Raw genomic sequence first — 16,691 nt, forward strand, 5'->3', positions numbered from 1 at the left:
CATGACCGAGGCGGACGCGGCGGAGCACCTGCTGGAGCTGTTGGACCTGCTGGCGGGCGACGCGAGCGGCGAACGGCTGGCGCGGGTGCTCCCCGCCGCGCGGGCGGCCGGGCTCCGCGACGACGCGCTGGACCGCGTCGGCCGGGCCACCGAGTGGGCGTTGCGGGTCCGCCGCACGCTCACCGCCCACCGCCGCCGGGAAGCCGAGCTGGAGGCCCTGTTCGCCACGGCGGGCGACCTGGCGGGCGTGCGCGACACGGACGGGGTGCTGCGGTCCATCGTGCGCCGGGCCCGGATGCTGCTCGGGGCCGACACCGCCTACCTCAGCATGAACGAGCCGGGGGAGCGCGGCACCTACATGCGGGTGACCGACGGGTCGATCTCCGTGCGGTTCCAACAGCTCCGGCTCGGCATGGGCGAAGGGCTCGGCGGCCTGGTCGCGCAGACCGCCCGGCCGTACGTGACGGCCGACTACTTCGCCGACGACCGGTTCCACCACACCGGGACCATCGACTCCGCCGTGCGCGACGAGGGTCTGGTCGCGATCCTGGGCGTGCCGCTGAAGCTGGGCCGCCGGGTGATCGGCGTCCTGTACGCGGCGAACCGGTCGCCCCGCCAGTTCCCGCCGGACGAGGTGGCGCTGCTGTCGTCGCTGGCGGACCACGCGGCGATCGCGTTGGACACCGCGCACCTGCTGGAGGAGACCCGCGCGGCGGGGGAGACGATCCGCGCGCACAACGAGGCCATGCGCCGCGCCGAGGACGCCCACGACCGGCTCACCGACCTGGTGCTGCGCGGCGCGGACGTGCCGGAGGTCGCGGCGGCGGTGGCGAAGGTGCTCGACGGCGGGATCGTCGTGCACGACAGCGAAGGCGTGGAACTGGCCCGCATCGGCGCGGCGCACACGCTCGCGCCCCCGGCGGCGGTCACCGCGTCCCGCGCCGGCGGCCGGGCCGTCCCGCACGACGGCACGTGGGTGTGCGCGGTGCTGGCGGGCCGTGAGCTGCTCGGCAGCATCGCGTTGACCGACCGCCCCGGCCTGGCGGACGCGGACCGCCGGCTGTTCGAGCGGGCGTCGGTGGTGACCGCGCTGCTGTTGCTGCTGCGCCGCACCGTCGCCGAAGCGGAGAACAAGGTGCGCGGTGAGCTGATCACCGACCTGCTCACCGCGCCCGACCTGGACCCGGCGGCGCTGAATGCCCGTGCCCGCCGGGTCGGCGTGGAACTGGCCGCGCGGCACGTGGTGCTGGTCGCCGACGGCCCGCGTGACCGGCTGCCGGCCGCCGCCGCGCACCACGCGTCCGCGCGCCGCGGGCTGGCGGGCGTGCACGGGGAGCACGTTGTCCTGGTGCTGCCGGGTGACGATCCCGCCTGCGCGGCAAGGGATGCGGCGCGGGTGTTGGGCAAGGTGGCGGGCCTGCCGGTGACCGTCGGCGCGGGCGGCCCGGCGGTCGGACCGGGCGAGGTCGCCGCCGCGCACGCCGAAGCCGCCCGGTGCCTGCGCGCGTTGCTGCTGCTGGACCGGCGTGGCGTCGGCGGCACGATGGCGGACCTGGGTTTCGTCGGCGTGCTGCTCGGCGACCGGGCCGATGTCGCCGGGTACGTCCGGACGACCCTGGGCCCTCTGCTGGACTACGACGCGAGCCGGGGCACCGAGCTGGTGCGGACCGTCACCGCGTACTTCGCGTGCGGCGCGAACCTGAGCCGCGCCAAGGACGAGCTGCACGTGCACGTGAACACGGTGGTGCAGCGGCTGGACCGGGTCGCGTGCCTGCTCGGCGACGACTGGCAGTCGCCGGACCGCGTGCTGGAGGTGCAGTTGGCGTTGCGGCTGCGGAAAGTCCTGGGCTGACCGCTCGACCCACCACGGTCGTCTAGGTCGACCAGGCGGGCTACCCCATGTGGTGTACCGCGACGACACCGGGTCACCTGTGGTGGAAACCCACACCATCACCGGTATGGGTCACGGCCAACCGGTGGATCCGCGCGCCGCGCCCCACCAATGCGACGCACAGGCAGCCTATGTGCTGGACCTCAATGTCTGTGCGGCGTGGCATTTCGCCCGTCGGTGGATGCTTTAGTAGCACAAAGGGGTCGTTTTGCAGTGGAGGGCGGGGGTAGCTGAGATGACGCAGCGAAGTTCGCACTCCCAGGTGATTTACCTTCACCCGGCGTGAGGTGAACGCTTCCGGGGTGACTGAGCAACGGCGCTCTGACCCCCTCGACCGGGAATCGGACCTGATCCGGCGCATCCAGAACCTGGCGCACCGCGCCGAACGCACCGCGTTCAACCATTCCAACCTGGTCGGCCCGCCCCCTTCCCAGGAACACCTCGACATCCTGGCGGAGATCCGCGCGCTCACCGAGCAGGCCGTCGCGGCCCGGCTCGGCAGACCGGCCGGCCTGCCCCGACAGGCCGACGCGGTGGAAGACACCCACCTGCCCGCCCCCGCCGTGTAGCGCAGCGGGCTGGGGCCGCACCCAGCCCGCATCTCGTTTGGCACGGCCCGGCGTCCCCGCAGGTCAACCGCAGGCACCCCGACATACCCGCAGGTCAGCGACGTGGCCTCGGCACGCGCCGGGATCGAGCGTGAACAGTCAACCGGGTGACGTGCGGAACGTTGTGCTCTTGCCGTACGTTGCCCGACCGTGACCACTCTCCTGGGACGGTTCAAGCAGTCGCTGCGCCGGTTCGCGCAGAAGCCCGGCTCCGCCGACCTCACGCCGTACCGCAAGCTGCTCGCCGAGGTGAACGAGCAGGCGGACCGCGTGAGCGCCCTCAGCGACACAGAGCTGACCGAGGCGGCGGCCGGACTCCGGGAGAAGTCCGACTTCGGCCGCGCCGAACTGGTCGAGGTGTGCGCGCTGGGCCGCGAGGCCGCCGACCGCGCGCTCGGCCTGCGTCCCTTCGACGTGCAGATCCTCGGCGCGCTGGGCCTGCTCGAAGGCCACGTCGTGGAGATGGCCACCGGCGAGGGCAAGACCCTGTCCGGCGCCATCGCCGCCGCCGGGTTCGCGCTGCGCGGCGACCACGTGCACGTCGTGTCGGTCAACGACTACCTCGCCCAACGCGACGCCGAGTGGATGGGCCCGCTGTACGAACTGCTCGGCGTGTCCGTCGGCTGGCTCAGCCAGAGCAGCAAACCCGAGGAACGCCGCGGCGCGTACGAAGCCGAGGTCACCTACGCGTCGGTGTCCGAGATCGGGTTCGACGTGCTGCGCGACAGGCTCGCCGTCGACGAGTCCGAGCGCATCGTCCCGCCGCCGCGCGTCGCGCTGGTCGACGAGGCCGACTCGGTCCTCGTGGACGAAGCCCGCGTGCCCCTGGTCCTGGCGGGCTCCACCGCCGGCCCCGCCGTCGACCCGGCACTGGCCGACCTCGTCAAGCGGCTGCGCCGCGACCTGCACTTCGAAGTGGACGACGAAGAGCGCAACGTCTACCTCACCGGCGCGGGCTCCGAACTGGTCGAACGCGCCCTCGGCGGCATCGACCTGTACTCCGACGAACACGTCTCCACCACGCTGAGCAAGGTCAACGTGGCCCTCCACGCGCAGGTCCTGCTGCACCGCGACGTCGACTACATCGTCCGCGACGGCAAGGTGCACCTGATCAACGACACCCGGGGCCGCATCGCGAAGCTCCAGCGCTGGCCGGACGGCCTCCAGGCGGCGGTCGAGGCCAAGGAGGCCGTGCAGACCACCGACTCCGGCGAGGTGCTCGACTCGATCACCGTCCAGGCGCTGCTCAGCCGCTACCCGACGGTGTGCGGCATGACCGGCACGGCGGTCGCCGTCGCCGAACAGTTGCGCGACTTCTACCAGCTCGAAGTGCTGGTCATCCCGTCGAACGTGGAATGCGTCCGCGAAGACGAGGCGCCGCGCCTGTACACGACGCTGGAGCAGAAGGAAGCGGCGATCGTCGCGGAGATCAAAGAGGTCCACGAGACCGGCCGGCCGATCCTGGTCGGCACGCTGGACGTGGCCGAGTCCGAGCGGCTGTCCCGCAAACTGGGCGAGGCCGGCCTGGAGTGCGTGGTCCTCAACGCGAAGAACGACGCCGAGGAAGCGGCCATCATCGCCGACGCGGGCTCGTACCGGCGGATCACCGTGTCGACCCAGATGGCCGGCCGGGGCACCGACATCAGGCTCGGCGGCCACGACTCGACCGACCGCGAACGCATCGCCGAACTCGGCGGCCTGTACGTGATCGGCACCGGCCGGCACTCGTCGTCCCGCCTGGACGACCAACTGCGCGGGCGGGCGGGCCGCCAGGGCGACCCCGGCGGGTCGGTGTTCTTCTCGTCGCTCCAGGACGACCTCGTGGCGCAGTACGTGCCGGACCACGACGAGCCCGCCGAGGTCTCCGACGACGGCCGCGTGACGGACCCCGGGACGCTGCACACGGTCGAACACGCGCAACGCGTGGCCGAGGGCGTGCACCTGGAGATCCACCGCAACACGTGGCGGTACAACAAGCTGATCGAACACCAGCGGACCCTGATGCTGGAGCACCGCGACAAGCTCCTGCTGACCGAGGCGGCGTGGGAAGAACTGTCCAGGCGCCGCCCGGAACGCGCCGAGGAACTGTCGGACCTCCCGAAGGACGTCCTGGTGAAGGCCGCGCGCCTGATCACCCTGCACCACCTGGACCAGCGGTGGAGCGACCACCTGACGTTCCTGACGGACCTGCGGGAAGGCATCCACCTGCGGGCCCTGGCCAGGCAGAACCCGCTGGACGAATTCCACCGCGAGGCGATCCCGGCGTACCACAAGATCGTGGCGGACGCGTGGGACGAGGCGGAGGAGACGTTCGCCAAGGTGAAGATCGACGCGGAGGGCGCGCACCTGGCCGAGGCGGGCGTGCAGCGGCCGAACACGACGTGGACGTACCTGGTCAACGACAACCCGTTCTCGTCCGGACTTGAGGAGACTTTCAAGGGACTTGTCAAGTTGGTTCGCCGGCGCTGATTTGCTTCGTATTGCTTCGTTTTCGCCGACCTGCGGAAATGGTGGGGGTTGGGTCACCTGATTGGGTGAACTCGGCGGTGATCGGGGTTTGTCGGGCACTTTCTAGTTACACGTTTCGTTGCCGGGAATGAAGGAGGCGGCGCGGCGGGAGAGTGCGGGCCGGGTTCGGCGGGGCAAGGTCTGGCGGGGCAGGGTCGAAGGCGCAGCTTCTGTGGTCGGGGCTTGGGCGGTTGCAATGAACTGGCTCAACGTCCGCTGGGACCTTCGGGACCGCTGGGACCGCCGCAAGCTTGTCCAGGGTCATCGCCTGGGTCATCGCCATGAGTCACGGCCTCAGCCGGCAACGCGTCGAACCTCATCCCGGCAACGCGTCGACCCCTCGGCCCGCAACCCGTCGAACCTCAGCCCGTTGAGCGGCGACCTCGGCCGAGCGACGAGCGACGAGCGGTGTGGCTGAGCGACGCGAGCAGCGCGGAGAGCCGCGCCCAGGACTGAGCGACCGCTCAGTATGTGACCGCCGTCCCATCCCGCCACATCCGCCTAGCGTTCGCCCCGGGGGAACCGATCCACGAGGTGCAGCGTCCTTGGGACAATCCGATCCCGGGACGTGAACCGGACAGTCGTTCAGGAGGACCCACCGTGGTGTTCAAGAGGATGTTGCGCGCGTTCGGAGTCGGCGGTCCCTCCGTGGACACCGTCCTGACCAACCCGAACGTCCGCCCCGGCGAGCTGCTCACCGGCGAGGTGCGCATCGCCGGCGGCGACCACCCCGCCGACATCGACCAGGTCAAGCTGTCCCTGGTCACCCGCGTCGAGGTGGAGAGCGGCGACAGCGAGCGCAACCGCAACGTCGAGTTCGCCCGCGTCATCGCCGGGCAGCGCATCCAGGTCGCCCCCGGCCAACAGCTCGCCCTGCCGTTCCAGTTCCCGGTGCCGCTGGAGACCCCGCTCACCGTCGTGCACGGCCAGCCCCTGCGCGGCATGACGATGGGCCTGCGCACGGAGCTGGAGGTGCGCGGCGCGGTCGACCCCGGTGACCTCGACCCGGTGGCCGTGCACCCGCTCCGCTCCCAGGAGCACGTGCTCAACGCGTTCGGCGCGCTGGGCTTCCGGTTCACCCGCGCGGACTCCGAGCAGGGGCGCATCCACGGCGTGCCGCAGGAGCTGCCGTTCTACCAGGAGATCGAGTTCCTGCCGCCGCAGCAGTTCCTGGCCAAGATCAGCCAGATCGAGCTGACCTTCGTCGCCGACCCCCACCACCTGTACGTCGTGCTGGAAGCGGACCGCCGGGGTGGGCTGTTCCGGCAGGGCGGTGACTCGTTCGGGCACTTCGCCATGTCGCACGATGAGGTGATCCGCACGGACTGGGCGGCGGTCCTCCACCAGTGGATGGATCAGGTCGCCGGACGGCGATCTTCGCACGGCCACGGCCTGCACGGGGGTCACCACGGGGGTCACCGCGGCGGGGGAATCGGGGCCGGCGGTCTCGTCGCCGGGGCTGCGGCCGGCGTGTTCGGTGGGATGATTATCGGCGAGGCCCTCGACGAGGTCGGGGACTTCTTCGAAGGCGACTAACCCGCAGGAGGCATCGTGGGCATCGGCGGCGTGATCAGCGCTTTGATCGTGGGTCTCATCATCGGACTCCTCGGCAAGCTCGTCGCACCGGGCAAGCAGGCCATCCCGATCTGGCTGACGATCCTCGTCGGCATCGTGGCGGCCTTCCTGGGCACGTTCCTGGCCAAGGCGCTCGGCGTGGAGGACACCAAGGGCATCGACTGGATCGAGATCATCATCCAGGTGGTGATCGCAGCCGTCGGCGTGAGCCTCGTGGCGGGCTTCTACGGCAAGAAACAGGTCCGCTAGCGACCGCGGAGTCGAAGGGTCTTCCGGCGAAACGCTGGAAGACCCTTCGGTGTTTCCCTATCCTGTCGGCGGACTTCGCGCGGACAGGGGGGAAGCGCCGTGGTGGCCGATCCCTCGGAACTGCTGGCGGTCGAGGGCACGAGGGTGGTCGTGGTGGCCACCGCACGGCACGTGAGCGGTTCGCTCCTGCCGGACGTGCCCTCCGCCGAGTCGACCGCCCGTGACCTGGCCCGCGTCTACACCGAGCGGTGCGGGCTGGACGAGGCCGGGCTGACCGTGCTGCTGGACCCGCCGGGGCCGCGCGAGCTGGGCGAGCGGCTGCTCGCGGTGACCGCCGAGGCGACCGAGGTGCTGGTGGTGCACTTCGTCGGGCACGGCGTGGTCGGCCCGGACAACGAGCTGTACCTGGCGACGTTCGCCACCGACGACCCGTCCCGCGGCCTGGTGCACCACCGGGCGCTGCGCTACGCCGAGCTGCGGGACGTGGTCGACCTGTCCCCGGCGCGGTCGGTGCTGCTGGTGCTGGACTGCTGCTTCTCCGGTCGCGCGGGCGGGGTGGACCCGGTGCGCCGGTCGCTGGCCGAGTCGGCGCGGGACGGCGTCTACCAGTTGGCGTCGGCCGGCGCGGACGAGACGGCGTGGGCGCCGGCGGGCAGCCCGCACACCGCGTTCTCCGGCGAGCTGATCCGGCTGCTGGACGAGGGCGATCCGGTCGGGCCGCGCACGCTGACCCTGGACCACGTCTTCGAGGAGCTGTCGAGCAGGCTCACCGAGCGCGGCTACCCGCGTCCCCTCCGGTACGCGACCGGCCGCGCGCCGCAGTGGCGGATCGCGCCCAACCCCGCGTGGCGACCGCCCCGGACGGCCGCCGAACCGCCCGCGCCGGCCACCGACCACCGCGCCCCGTACCGGGGGCTGGCCTATTTCCGGCGGGAGGACGCGGAGTTCTTCTTCGGCCGGGACGAGCTGTCCCGCGATCTGGTGGAACGGCTCGGCGACGACGGCCCGCTGCTGGTGCTCGGCCCGTCCGGGGCGGGCAAGTCGTCGGTGCTGCGCGCGGGCCTGGCGGCGTCGGTGGAACGGCTGCCCGGCTGGGCGTGCCGGGTGGTGACGCCCGGCGCGGACCCGTTCGGGCCGTTGGCGCTGTGGTTGGCCGATCGCGGCCAGGGCCCGGTCGGCGAGCTGCGGGCGGCGCTGCGGGGCAACCCGGACGAGCTGGCGGTGCGGCTGCGGGCCGAGGCGCGGGCGGGCGGCGAGCGGGTCGTGCTGGTGGTGGACCAGTTCGAGGAGCTGTTCACCGCCGTGGCCGACGAGGACACCCGGCTCGCCTACGTGCGGGCGCTGGTCCGCGCGTCCGAGGCCAGGACGTCGGTCGTGCTCGGGGTGCGGGCCGGGTTCTTCGGCCACTGCGCGCGCTACCCGGAGCTGCTGGCCGCGCTCGGCCGGCCGGTGGTGGTGCCGCCGCTGAACGCCGGGCAGTTGCGCGAGGTGATCGCCGAACCCGCCCGCAAAGCCGGTCTGGAGCTGGAATCCGGTCTGGTGGAACGGCTGCTGACGGACCTGGGCGACCGGCCGGGCGCGTTGCCGCTGCTGTCCCACGCGTTGCTCAAGACGTGGGAGGAGCGGGAAGGGCGGCGGCTGACGCTCGCGGGCTACCAGCAGACCGGCGGCATCCAGCGGGCCGTGGCGCGCACCGCCGACGCCGTCTACGACTCGTTGGAGCCGGAAAACCGGGACGTGGCAAGGCGATTACTGCTGCGGCTGGTGCGCATCGGCGACACCGACGACCTGCGCCGGCGGGTGCCGCAGTCCGAGCTGGTGCTCGACGAACGGGCCCAGGCGGTGCTGGACGCGTTCGTGCGCGCCAGGTTGGTCAACGTCGACCAGGACGCGGTGGAGATCGCGCACGAGGCGTTGTTGCGGGCGTGGCCGAGGCTGCGCGGCTGGATCACCGCCGACCGCGCCGGGCTGCTGGTGCGCCAGCAGTTGGCCGAGGCGGCGGAGAACTGGCGGCGGCACGACCGCGATCCCGAGTTCCTGTACCGGAGCAACCGGCTGGCCGAGGTCAGCGCGTGGCAGCGGGAACGGCAGGCGCACGACCCGGTGGGCGAGGTGGCGTCGGCGTTCCTCACCGCGAGCAGGCAGCGGCGGCGGGTGGAGTCGCGGCGCAAACGCGCGGCGGTGGCGGTGCTCGCGGTGATGCTGGTGCTGGCCGTGTCGGCGGCGGTGTACGCGACGGGTCAGCAGCGGGTGGCCGCCGAGCAGCAGCAGTCGGCGGAGTCCAGCCGCAACACGGCGGTGTCCCTGCTGATCGCCCGCACTTCGGCGGACATCCGGCACACCGACCCGACGCTGGCCATGCAGCTCGGTGTCGCGGCGTACCGGACGGCGCGGACCGCCGACGCGCGCAGCGCGCTGCTCAGCTCGGTGACCATCCCGAACCCGGTGGTGGTGTCCGGGCACGGGTACGCGGTGGACGGCGCGGCGTTCGACCCGTCGAACGGGGTGCTGGTGACCGGTTCCGAGGACTTCGACGGCAAGCTGTGGGACGTCGAGTCGGACCGCCGGCACCCGAGGTTGCTCGGCACGCTGAGCGGGCACCGCGGGTACGTGTTCGACGTCGCGGTGAGCGGCCGGGGCGGTGCTGTGGCGACGGCGTCCAACGACCGGACCGCGAAGCTGTGGGACACCCGCGACCCCCGTGCTCCGAAGCTGGTCGCGACGCTGGCCGAGCACACCGGCGCGGTGCGCGGCGTCGCGTTCAACGGGGACGGGACGCTGGTGGCGACGGGGTCCGCCGACGGCACGGCGCGGCTGTGGGACGTGCGGTCGGAGCCGCCGCGCCCGGTGGCGGTGCTGCGCGGGCACACCCACACGGTGCGCGGGGTGGCGTTCAGCGGGACGACGCTGGCCACCACGTCGGCGGACCGGACGGTCAAGCTGTGGGACGTCGCGGACCCGGTGAACCCGGTGGAACTGTCCACAGTGCCCGGTCACGGCGACACGGTGCGCGGGGTGGCGTTCAACAGGGACGGCACGCTGATGGCGACCGCGTCCAACGACCGCACCGCGAAGCTCTGGGACGTGGCCGACCGCTCGGCTCCCCGGCTGCGGGCGACGCTGACCGGGCACGGCGACACGGTGCGCGGGGTGGCGTTCAGCGGGGACGGCACGATCGTGGCGACGGGGTCCTCGGACAAGACCACCAAGCTGTGGGACATCCGGAACCCGGACCGGCCGGTGGCCGTGGCGAACCTCGCGGGCCACGGGAACGCGGTCAACGCGGTGGCGTTCGGCCGGGACGGGCGCACCCTGGCCACGGCGTCGGTGGACCGGACGGTGAAGCTGTGGGACGTCGGCGACCCTGGCCACCCGGCGACCCTGCTGCCGCCGTTGAGCGGCCACCGGAACACCGTGCGGGACGTGGCGTTCAGCCCGGACCGCCGGACGCTGGCAACCACCTCCGAGGACGGCGTGGCCCGGTTGTGGGACGTGAGCGCGCCGGGGCGCCCCGCGTTGGTCGCGGAACTGGTCGGGCACGGCGACATGGTGAACTCGGCGGCGTTCAGCCCGGACGGCCGGGTGCTGGTCACCGCGTCGGACGACCGCACCGCCCGGCTGTGGGACGTGGCGGACCGGGCGAGACCGGAGTTCCTCGGCGCTCTGGAGGGGCACACCGACACCGTGAACGGCGCGGCGTTCAACCACGACGGCACGATCGTGGTCACCGCCTCCGGCGACCGCACGGCGCGGCTGTGGAACGTGCGGTACCCGCGGCAGGCCGAGCCGCTGGGGACGCTGGTCGACCACGACAGCTACCTGTTCGCGGTGGCGTTCAGCCCGGACGGCCGGACCGTGGCGACGGCGTCGGAGGACCGCACCGCGAAGCTGTGGGACGTCGCCGATCCCCGCCGTCCCGTCCTGCGGTCCACCATCGGCGGGCACGACGCGCCCGTGAACGGGGTGGCGTTCAGCCCGGACGGCTCGCTGCTCGCGACCGTGTCGGTCGACCAGACGGCCCGGCTGTCGGACGTGTCCGACAGCGGCCGGGTGGTCGACCTGGCGACGCTGGAAGGCCACATCGCCCCGGTGCACGCGGTGGCGTTCGGGCCGGACGGCAAGACGCTGGCCACCGCGTCGGACGACCGGACGGCGAAGGTGTGGGACATCGCCGACGTGCGGCAGCCCCGCGTCACGGCGACCCTCGTCGGCCACGGCGGCACGGTGTACGCGGTGGCGTTCGGCGAGGGCCTGCTCGCCACCGGCTCGTGGGACCGCACCGCGCAGCTATGGCACACCGACGCGGATCAGGTGGCCGAACTGGTCTGCGCCACCGCCAACACGAGGGTCACGGACCAGGAGTGGTCCCAGGTCCTCCCGGACGTGCCGCGCAGGGCATCCTGCCCGGAATGAGAGGCGATCGGATGGATTTGGTGCTGACGGTGGAAGAGCCGGCGGGCGCGGACGACCTGCGCGGCCTGCACCGCGCGCTGTCCGGGGAGTCGGAGCTGCGTGGCCGCGTCCGCCTGCGCCAGCGCCCGCCCGCGCCGGGCACGCTCGGGCCGGTGGTCGAGGCGGTGGAGGTCGCGCTGGCCCCCGGCGGCGCGCTGACCGTGCTGACGGGCGCGGTGCTGGTGTGGCTGCGGCACCGGCGGGGCACCGTGAAGGTCAAGGTCACCAAGGGCAAGGCGACGGTGGAACTGACCGCGCACCGCATCCGCGACCTGGACCCGGCGGCGGTGCGCGACCTGGTCACGGAGACCGTCGCCGCGCTGGAGCGCAAGGACTGACGTCGTGGACGTGCCGCCGGACCGTCAGGCGCCGAGCATGCGCAGCACCAGGTCGGCGTAGAGGGAGCCGATGTCGGCCGGGGTGCGGCGTCCGCCCGGCTGGTACCAGCGCGCCACGTCGATGCACAGCGACAGCACCGCCAGCGTCGCCCCGCGCACGTCGGGCACCTCGAACACGCCCGCCGCGACACCGTCCTCGACCATCCCGCGCACGGCCGCCTCGATCCGCCGCCGCAGCTCCACGACCTCGGTCAGGTGCGGCGGGGTCAGCGCGCCCAGCTCGTACTGCACCACGCGCGCCGTCGTGTGGTGCTCGGCGTGCCACGAGGCGAACGCCGACACCGCCGCCGCCATCCGCGCCGCCGGGTCGGTGCCGGTGACGGAGGTGAGCACCGCCAGCGAGGACGCGTGGCCGATCCGGGAGATCTGGAACAGCAGGTCCTCTTTGGACCGGTAGTGGATGTAGACCGCCGCCGGGCTCATGCCGGCCTGCGCCGCGATGTCCCGGGTCGTGGTGGCGTGGTAGCCGCGCCCGGCGAACGCGGCGGCGGCGGCGACCAGCATCCGGCGCGCGGCCGGTGGGGAGACGTCGCGCCACGTCCGGTCGAGCGGCTCGAACTCGTGCGCGGTGGTCATCGAGCCTCCTTGACAAGGACGGTCAGCCTACCGCACGCTAAGCACACGCTTAGGGTCTAAGCAACCGCTTAGTATGGGCAAGCACGCACCGCGCCGTGAAGGCCGAGTAACGGAGCGCGGACGTCCAGACGACGACCCGGCCCGCGGCTCCGGGCACGACGATCCTCGGGAAGGCTGAGCTGACAATGGGAATCCTGGACAGGTTCCGGCTCGACGGGCAGGTCGCGATCGTCACCGGCGCGTCCTCCGGCCTCGGTGTGGCGTTCGCCAAGGGCCTGGCGGAAGCGGGCGCGGACGTGGTGCTTGCCGCGCGGCGGGTGGACCGGCTGGAGGACACCGCCGCGCTGGTGACCGCAGCGGGCCGGCGGGCGCTCGTCGTGCGGGCGGACGTGGCGCAGCCCGACGACTGCCGCGAGGTCGCACGTGCCGCCGCCGAGTTCGGCACGGTCGGCGTGCTGGTGAACAACGCGGGCGTGGCATCGGCCGTGCCCGCGTCGCGCGAGACGCCCGAGCAGTTCCGCCGGGTCATCGACGTCAACCTCAACGGCGCGTACTGGATGGCGCAGGCCGCCGCGGCGGTGATGACCGGCGGCGGGTCCATCGTCAACGTCTCCAGCGTGCTGGGCATCGTGTCGGCCGGGCTGCCGCAGGCCGCGTACTCGGCGTCGAAGGCCGGTGTGCTCGGGTTGACGCGCGACCTGGCGCGGCAGTGGACCGGGCGCAAGGGCATCCGGGTCAACGCGATCGCGCCCGGCTACTTCGCCTCCGAAATGACCGACCAGTACCCGGAGGGCTACCTGGAATCGCACATCGCGCGACTGCCGATGGGCCGGGTGGGCGATCCCGAGGAACTGGCCGCCGCGGTGGTGTTCCTCGCTTCGGCGGCAGGCGGCTACACCACCGGCGCGACCTTCGTGGTGGACGGCGGAGCGACCATCGGCGGTTGACCCGCGTGACCCCGGAAGTCGGCACGGGGCAACCGGTCGGCGGCGGATCGATGTGTAACCCGGCGTACAGGACAAACGACATACCGTGGGTAGAGCCACGCTCACACGGGGGATTTCGTGATCCAAGAGCCGGGTTTCACCGTTGTCGACCCGCCCAGGTCCATCTTCCGCCGCAAACGCTTCCTCCTGCCGTTCGGCATCGCCGCGGCCACCGCGCTGGCGGGCGTGTTCGCGTTGTTCGCGTCCGGCACGGTGGCGTTGCCGGCGCAGGAGATCCTGGTGGTGCGCGGGATGCTCGCCTCCAAGCGGGACTTCTTCCAGGACGACGAGGTGCGCCGCATCCTGATGGCCAACCGGATCCAGGTGCAGGTCACGCCAGTCGGGTCGCGGGACATCGTGCACCGGGACGACCTGGACACGTTCGACTTCGTGTTCCCGTCCGGCCAGTCGATGGCGGAACTGGTGTACCGACGGCGCGAGGGCAAGCCCACCAACCCGTACAAGCCGTTCTTCACGCCGATCGTGCTCGCCACCTACCGGGACTACGCGGAAGCGCTGGAGGGCGCGGAGGTCGTCACGGAGCAGGACGGCGGTGACGGCCTCTACTACCACCTGTCCGTGCCGAAGCTGATCGAGGTCGTCCGCGCCGGCACGTTCTGGAGCCAGTTGGAGCGCAAGGACAACACCCGGCTGGGGAACAACAACCGGGTGATCGCCCAGACCCCGGACCCGTGCCGCACCTACTCCGGCTCCACCTACCTCGGGATGGTGGCGTTCGCGCACAACGGCAACCAGATCCCGGCGGACGAGGAGACCGCGCTCCGGCTGGCGCGCGAGATCAAGCCGCTGTTCGCCATCGAGGGCCAGTACGGCGAAGAACTCGCGCCGAAGTACCACGCGCCCGAGGGCCGGACGTTCGCGCCGGTGGTGGTCATCTACGAGCACCAGTACCTGGCCCACCAGTTCGGCGAACTGGACCGCACCGGGCGGCCCGACCGGGAACGCGTGCTGCTGTACCCGGACGCGCAGCACGAGACCGTGCCCGAGCTGCTCGCGTTCACCCCGGCCGGCAGCCGGGTGGGCGAACTGGTCACCAAGAACCCCGACCTGCGGCGGCGCGCGCTGGAGCTGGGGTTCCGCGTCTTCGGCAGCGGCGGCTCGTTCGACGACAGCGAACTGTCCGCCCACCTCAAGCGGCGCGGCCTGCCGACCCCGACCAGCGGGCTCGGCGACACCGAGGCCTGGCTGCCGCCGCGGCACCTGTTCGACAAGATGATCGTGGAGGTCGGTGGCTGCACGTGAGGGTCCTCGTGGCGCTGGTCGTCCTGGCGGGCGCGCTCGTCGGCTGCACGGCGGGGCCGGGCCCGACGACGCTGACCGTGCTGGCCAGCTCCGAACTCGCCGACCTCGGCCCGGTGCTGGCGGACCTGCGCCGGGAGACCGGGGTGGAGCTGAAGCCGGACTACCGCGGCACCGTGCGGGCCAGCGAGGACGTCGCCCGGGGGACGGGGCACGACCTGGCGTGGCTGTCGTCCGCCCGGTACCTGAAGCTGCGCGGCGGCGACCTGCCGCTGGCCACCAGCATGATGCTGTCCCCGTTGGTGATCGGCGTGAAGGCGGGCAAAGCGGCGGCGCTGCGGGGCGGGCAGGCGTCGTGGGCGGACATCGCCGCGCTGGCCGGTTCCGGCGGGCTGAAGTACCTGATGGCCGATCCGCGGGCCACCGGGAGCGGTCTGGCGGCGTTGATCGGGGTGGCGACGGCCGCCGCGGGCACCGGGGCGGCGTTGCGGACCGAGGACGTGCGGTGCGACAAGCTCCAGGGATTCCTGGTCGGCCGGGCGGTGGTGTCGTCCGCCGAGGACGTGGCCGAGGACTACGTGCGGCGGCAGGACGAGGTGGACGCCGTGCTCACCTACGAGTCGACGGTGTTGTCCCTCAACGCCTCCGGCCGGTTGCGGGAGCCGTTGGAGGTGGTCTACCCGCGCGACGGGATCGTGCTGGCGGACTACCCGCTGATGCTGCTGAAGCCGGAGAAGCGGGCCGCGTACGACCGGGTGGTGGCCTGGCTGGGCGCCGAACCCGCCCAGCGGGCGCTGATGGAACGCACCTTCCGGCGTCCGGTCGATCCCAGGCTGCCGCGGACCGATCCGCTGCGGACTCCGTTGGGCACCGCGTTGTACTTCCCCGGCACACAACAGGTCGTGGACTCGCTGCTGGCCGCGTACGACCGTGCCGGGAAGGGGAGCCGGGTGGTGTTCGTGCTCGACTACTCCACCTCCATGGCGGGCGCGCGGATCGAAGGGCTCCGGTCGGCGTTCGCGGCGTTGAGCGGGTTCGACCGGTTCCACCTGGGCGAGACGGTCACCGTGGTGCGGTTCGCGGGCGAGGTGCTGGCCTCGCACACGGTGACGATCAGGGGTCCGGCCGACGTGGACGCGCTGCGGGACCTGTTGGCTGCCAACGACTTGCGGGACGGCACCGCGATCTGGTCGGCCCTCGACCACGCCTACCGCGAGGCCGGCGACGGCACGGTGGTGCTGATGACCGACGGCGAGAACAACGCCGGCGTCGGTGTGGAGGAATTCCTGGCGGCCTGGCCGAAACCCGCCGCGCCGACCTACGCGGTGCGGTTCGGCGAGGCCGATCCGGTCGAGTTGGCGAGGGTGGCGGACGTGTCCGGCGGACGGGTGGTCGACGCGGCCGAAGGGGCTTTGGCGGAGGCGGTGAAGGAAATCCGTGGGTGTCGATAGGGCGTTGTGGTGGTCCGTGTGGTGGCCGTGGGCGGTCGTGTGGGTGGTGACCGCGGTCGCGGTGGTGGTGGCCTCGGGGGTGCTGTTCTTCGCTTGGCGGGCCCGGCGGCGGTTCGCCCCGACGCGGGAGGTGCCGGGGCTGACGCTGTACCTGAACGCGAAGAACGTGATGGACCTGTACCAGGTGGGCGGGTTCGGCGACGCGCTGGTCAAGGAGGTCACCGACCGGGTCGGCGTGACGAAGGACGGCAAGATCGCGCTGCCCGGCCTGCCCGACGTGAGCGCGGGCGTGTCGTCCGGCCGGGAAGTGGTCAAGACCTACCTGGAGCGGTACGAGCCGATCACCGTGGTGGGTGTGCTGATCGACGCGCTGGAGGCGGCGGGGAGCGTCGTGCACGTCGACCTCGTGGAGCAGACCGTGGTGCGCAACGCGGCGCTGGAACGGGTGGCGCACGGCGTTTCGGAGGTGACGCTCCGGAAACTCAAGTCGTACGTGTCGGTGAAGGGCGAGTTCAAGCTGGAGGAGGACTCCTCGTCGTCCTCGGACATCGCGGTGTTCACCGCGGCGGTCGGCTCGGACGGGGTGCGGGTGCGCGTCGAGTGCCAGGCCGACGGTCTGGACCCCAGCGTGGGCGACGTGCCGTTCGACGCGACCTGCCTCGGGCGGGTGCAGGCGTGGCGTCCCGCGTCGCGGGAACTGGTCGTTCGGCCGATCGCCATGTTCCAGTGACGTTTAA

12 protein-coding genes are annotated in these 16,691 nt (G+C 72.3%); 11 read left to right on the forward strand and 1 reads right to left on the reverse strand.

Annotated elements, in window-relative coordinates:
* The first annotated feature begins 1 nt into the window (after position 1).
* The 7 genes from ACQPZF_RS10095 to ACQPZF_RS10125 all read left to right on the forward strand — a co-directional run bounded on the left by ACQPZF_RS10095 (position 2) and on the right by ACQPZF_RS10125 (position 11,621).
* Positions 2-1,852 carry a helix-turn-helix domain-containing protein gene (locus tag ACQPZF_RS10095; protein ID WP_433270552.1) on the forward strand — a complete coding sequence of 617 codons (1,851 nt, stop codon included), beginning with the start codon at positions 2-4 and terminating at the stop codon, positions 1,850-1,852.
* A 341-nt stretch (positions 1,853-2,193) separates the two neighbouring features.
* Entirely contained in the window at positions 2,194-2,460 is a 267-nt protein-coding gene (locus ACQPZF_RS10100; protein WP_433270554.1) for a hypothetical protein, read from the forward strand.
* A 189-nt stretch (positions 2,461-2,649) separates the two neighbouring features.
* A complete protein-coding gene (gene secA2 / locus ACQPZF_RS10105; protein WP_433270556.1) occupies positions 2,650-4,968 on the forward strand; it encodes an accessory Sec system translocase SecA2 in 2,319 nt (772 codons plus the stop codon).
* Between the two features lie 642 nt (positions 4,969-5,610).
* The gene (locus tag ACQPZF_RS10110; RefSeq protein WP_433274512.1) at positions 5,611-6,543 is read left to right on the forward strand and encodes a sporulation protein; all 933 of its coding nucleotides are present in this window, start codon (positions 5,611-5,613) and stop codon (positions 6,541-6,543) included.
* Positions 6,544-6,558: 15 nt separating this feature from the next.
* Positions 6,559-6,831, forward strand: coding sequence for a GlsB/YeaQ/YmgE family stress response membrane protein (locus ACQPZF_RS10115; RefSeq protein WP_433270558.1), 273 nt, complete (start codon positions 6,559-6,561; stop codon positions 6,829-6,831).
* A gap of 102 nt (positions 6,832-6,933) precedes the next feature.
* Positions 6,934-11,244, forward strand: coding sequence for a caspase, EACC1-associated type (locus ACQPZF_RS10120; protein ID WP_433270560.1), 4,311 nt, complete (start codon positions 6,934-6,936; stop codon positions 11,242-11,244).
* Between the two features lie 11 nt (positions 11,245-11,255).
* On the forward strand, positions 11,256-11,621 hold the full coding sequence (locus tag ACQPZF_RS10125; RefSeq protein ID WP_433270562.1) for an effector-associated constant component EACC1: 366 nt from the start codon (positions 11,256-11,258) through the stop codon (positions 11,619-11,621).
* A gap of 24 nt (positions 11,622-11,645) precedes the next feature.
* On the opposite strand, the gene ACQPZF_RS10130 is transcribed toward ACQPZF_RS10125, so the two are convergent.
* Positions 11,646-12,257: a TetR/AcrR family transcriptional regulator gene (locus ACQPZF_RS10130; protein ID WP_433270564.1), complete on the reverse strand. Its 612-nt coding sequence runs from the start codon at positions 12,255-12,257 to the stop codon at positions 11,646-11,648.
* Positions 12,258-12,442: 185 nt separating this feature from the next.
* On the opposite strand from ACQPZF_RS10130, the gene ACQPZF_RS10135 reads away from it, so the two are divergent.
* The 4 genes from ACQPZF_RS10135 (at position 12,443) to ACQPZF_RS10150 (ending at position 16,684) form a co-directional block, all read left to right on the forward strand.
* Entirely contained in the window at positions 12,443-13,204 is a 762-nt protein-coding gene (locus ACQPZF_RS10135) for an SDR family NAD(P)-dependent oxidoreductase (protein ID WP_433270566.1), read from the forward strand.
* Positions 13,205-13,321: 117 nt separating this feature from the next.
* Entirely contained in the window at positions 13,322-14,506 is a 1,185-nt protein-coding gene (locus ACQPZF_RS10140) for a hypothetical protein (RefSeq protein ID WP_433270567.1), read from the forward strand.
* Positions 14,503-15,954: a substrate-binding domain-containing protein gene (locus tag ACQPZF_RS10145; RefSeq protein ID WP_433270569.1), complete on the forward strand. Its 1,452-nt coding sequence runs from the start codon at positions 14,503-14,505 to the stop codon at positions 15,952-15,954. Before ACQPZF_RS10140 ends, ACQPZF_RS10145 begins: the two co-directional genes overlap by 4 nt.
* Entirely contained in the window at positions 15,941-16,684 is a 744-nt protein-coding gene (locus tag ACQPZF_RS10150; protein ID WP_433270571.1) for a hypothetical protein, read from the forward strand. The genes ACQPZF_RS10145 and ACQPZF_RS10150 overlap by 14 nt, the downstream gene beginning before the upstream one ends.
* Positions 16,685-16,691 lie beyond the last annotated feature (7 nt).

The sequence above is a fragment of the Actinosynnema sp. CS-041913 genome (assembly GCF_050942485.1).
Lineage (GTDB): Bacteria > Actinomycetota > Actinomycetes > Mycobacteriales > Pseudonocardiaceae > Actinosynnema.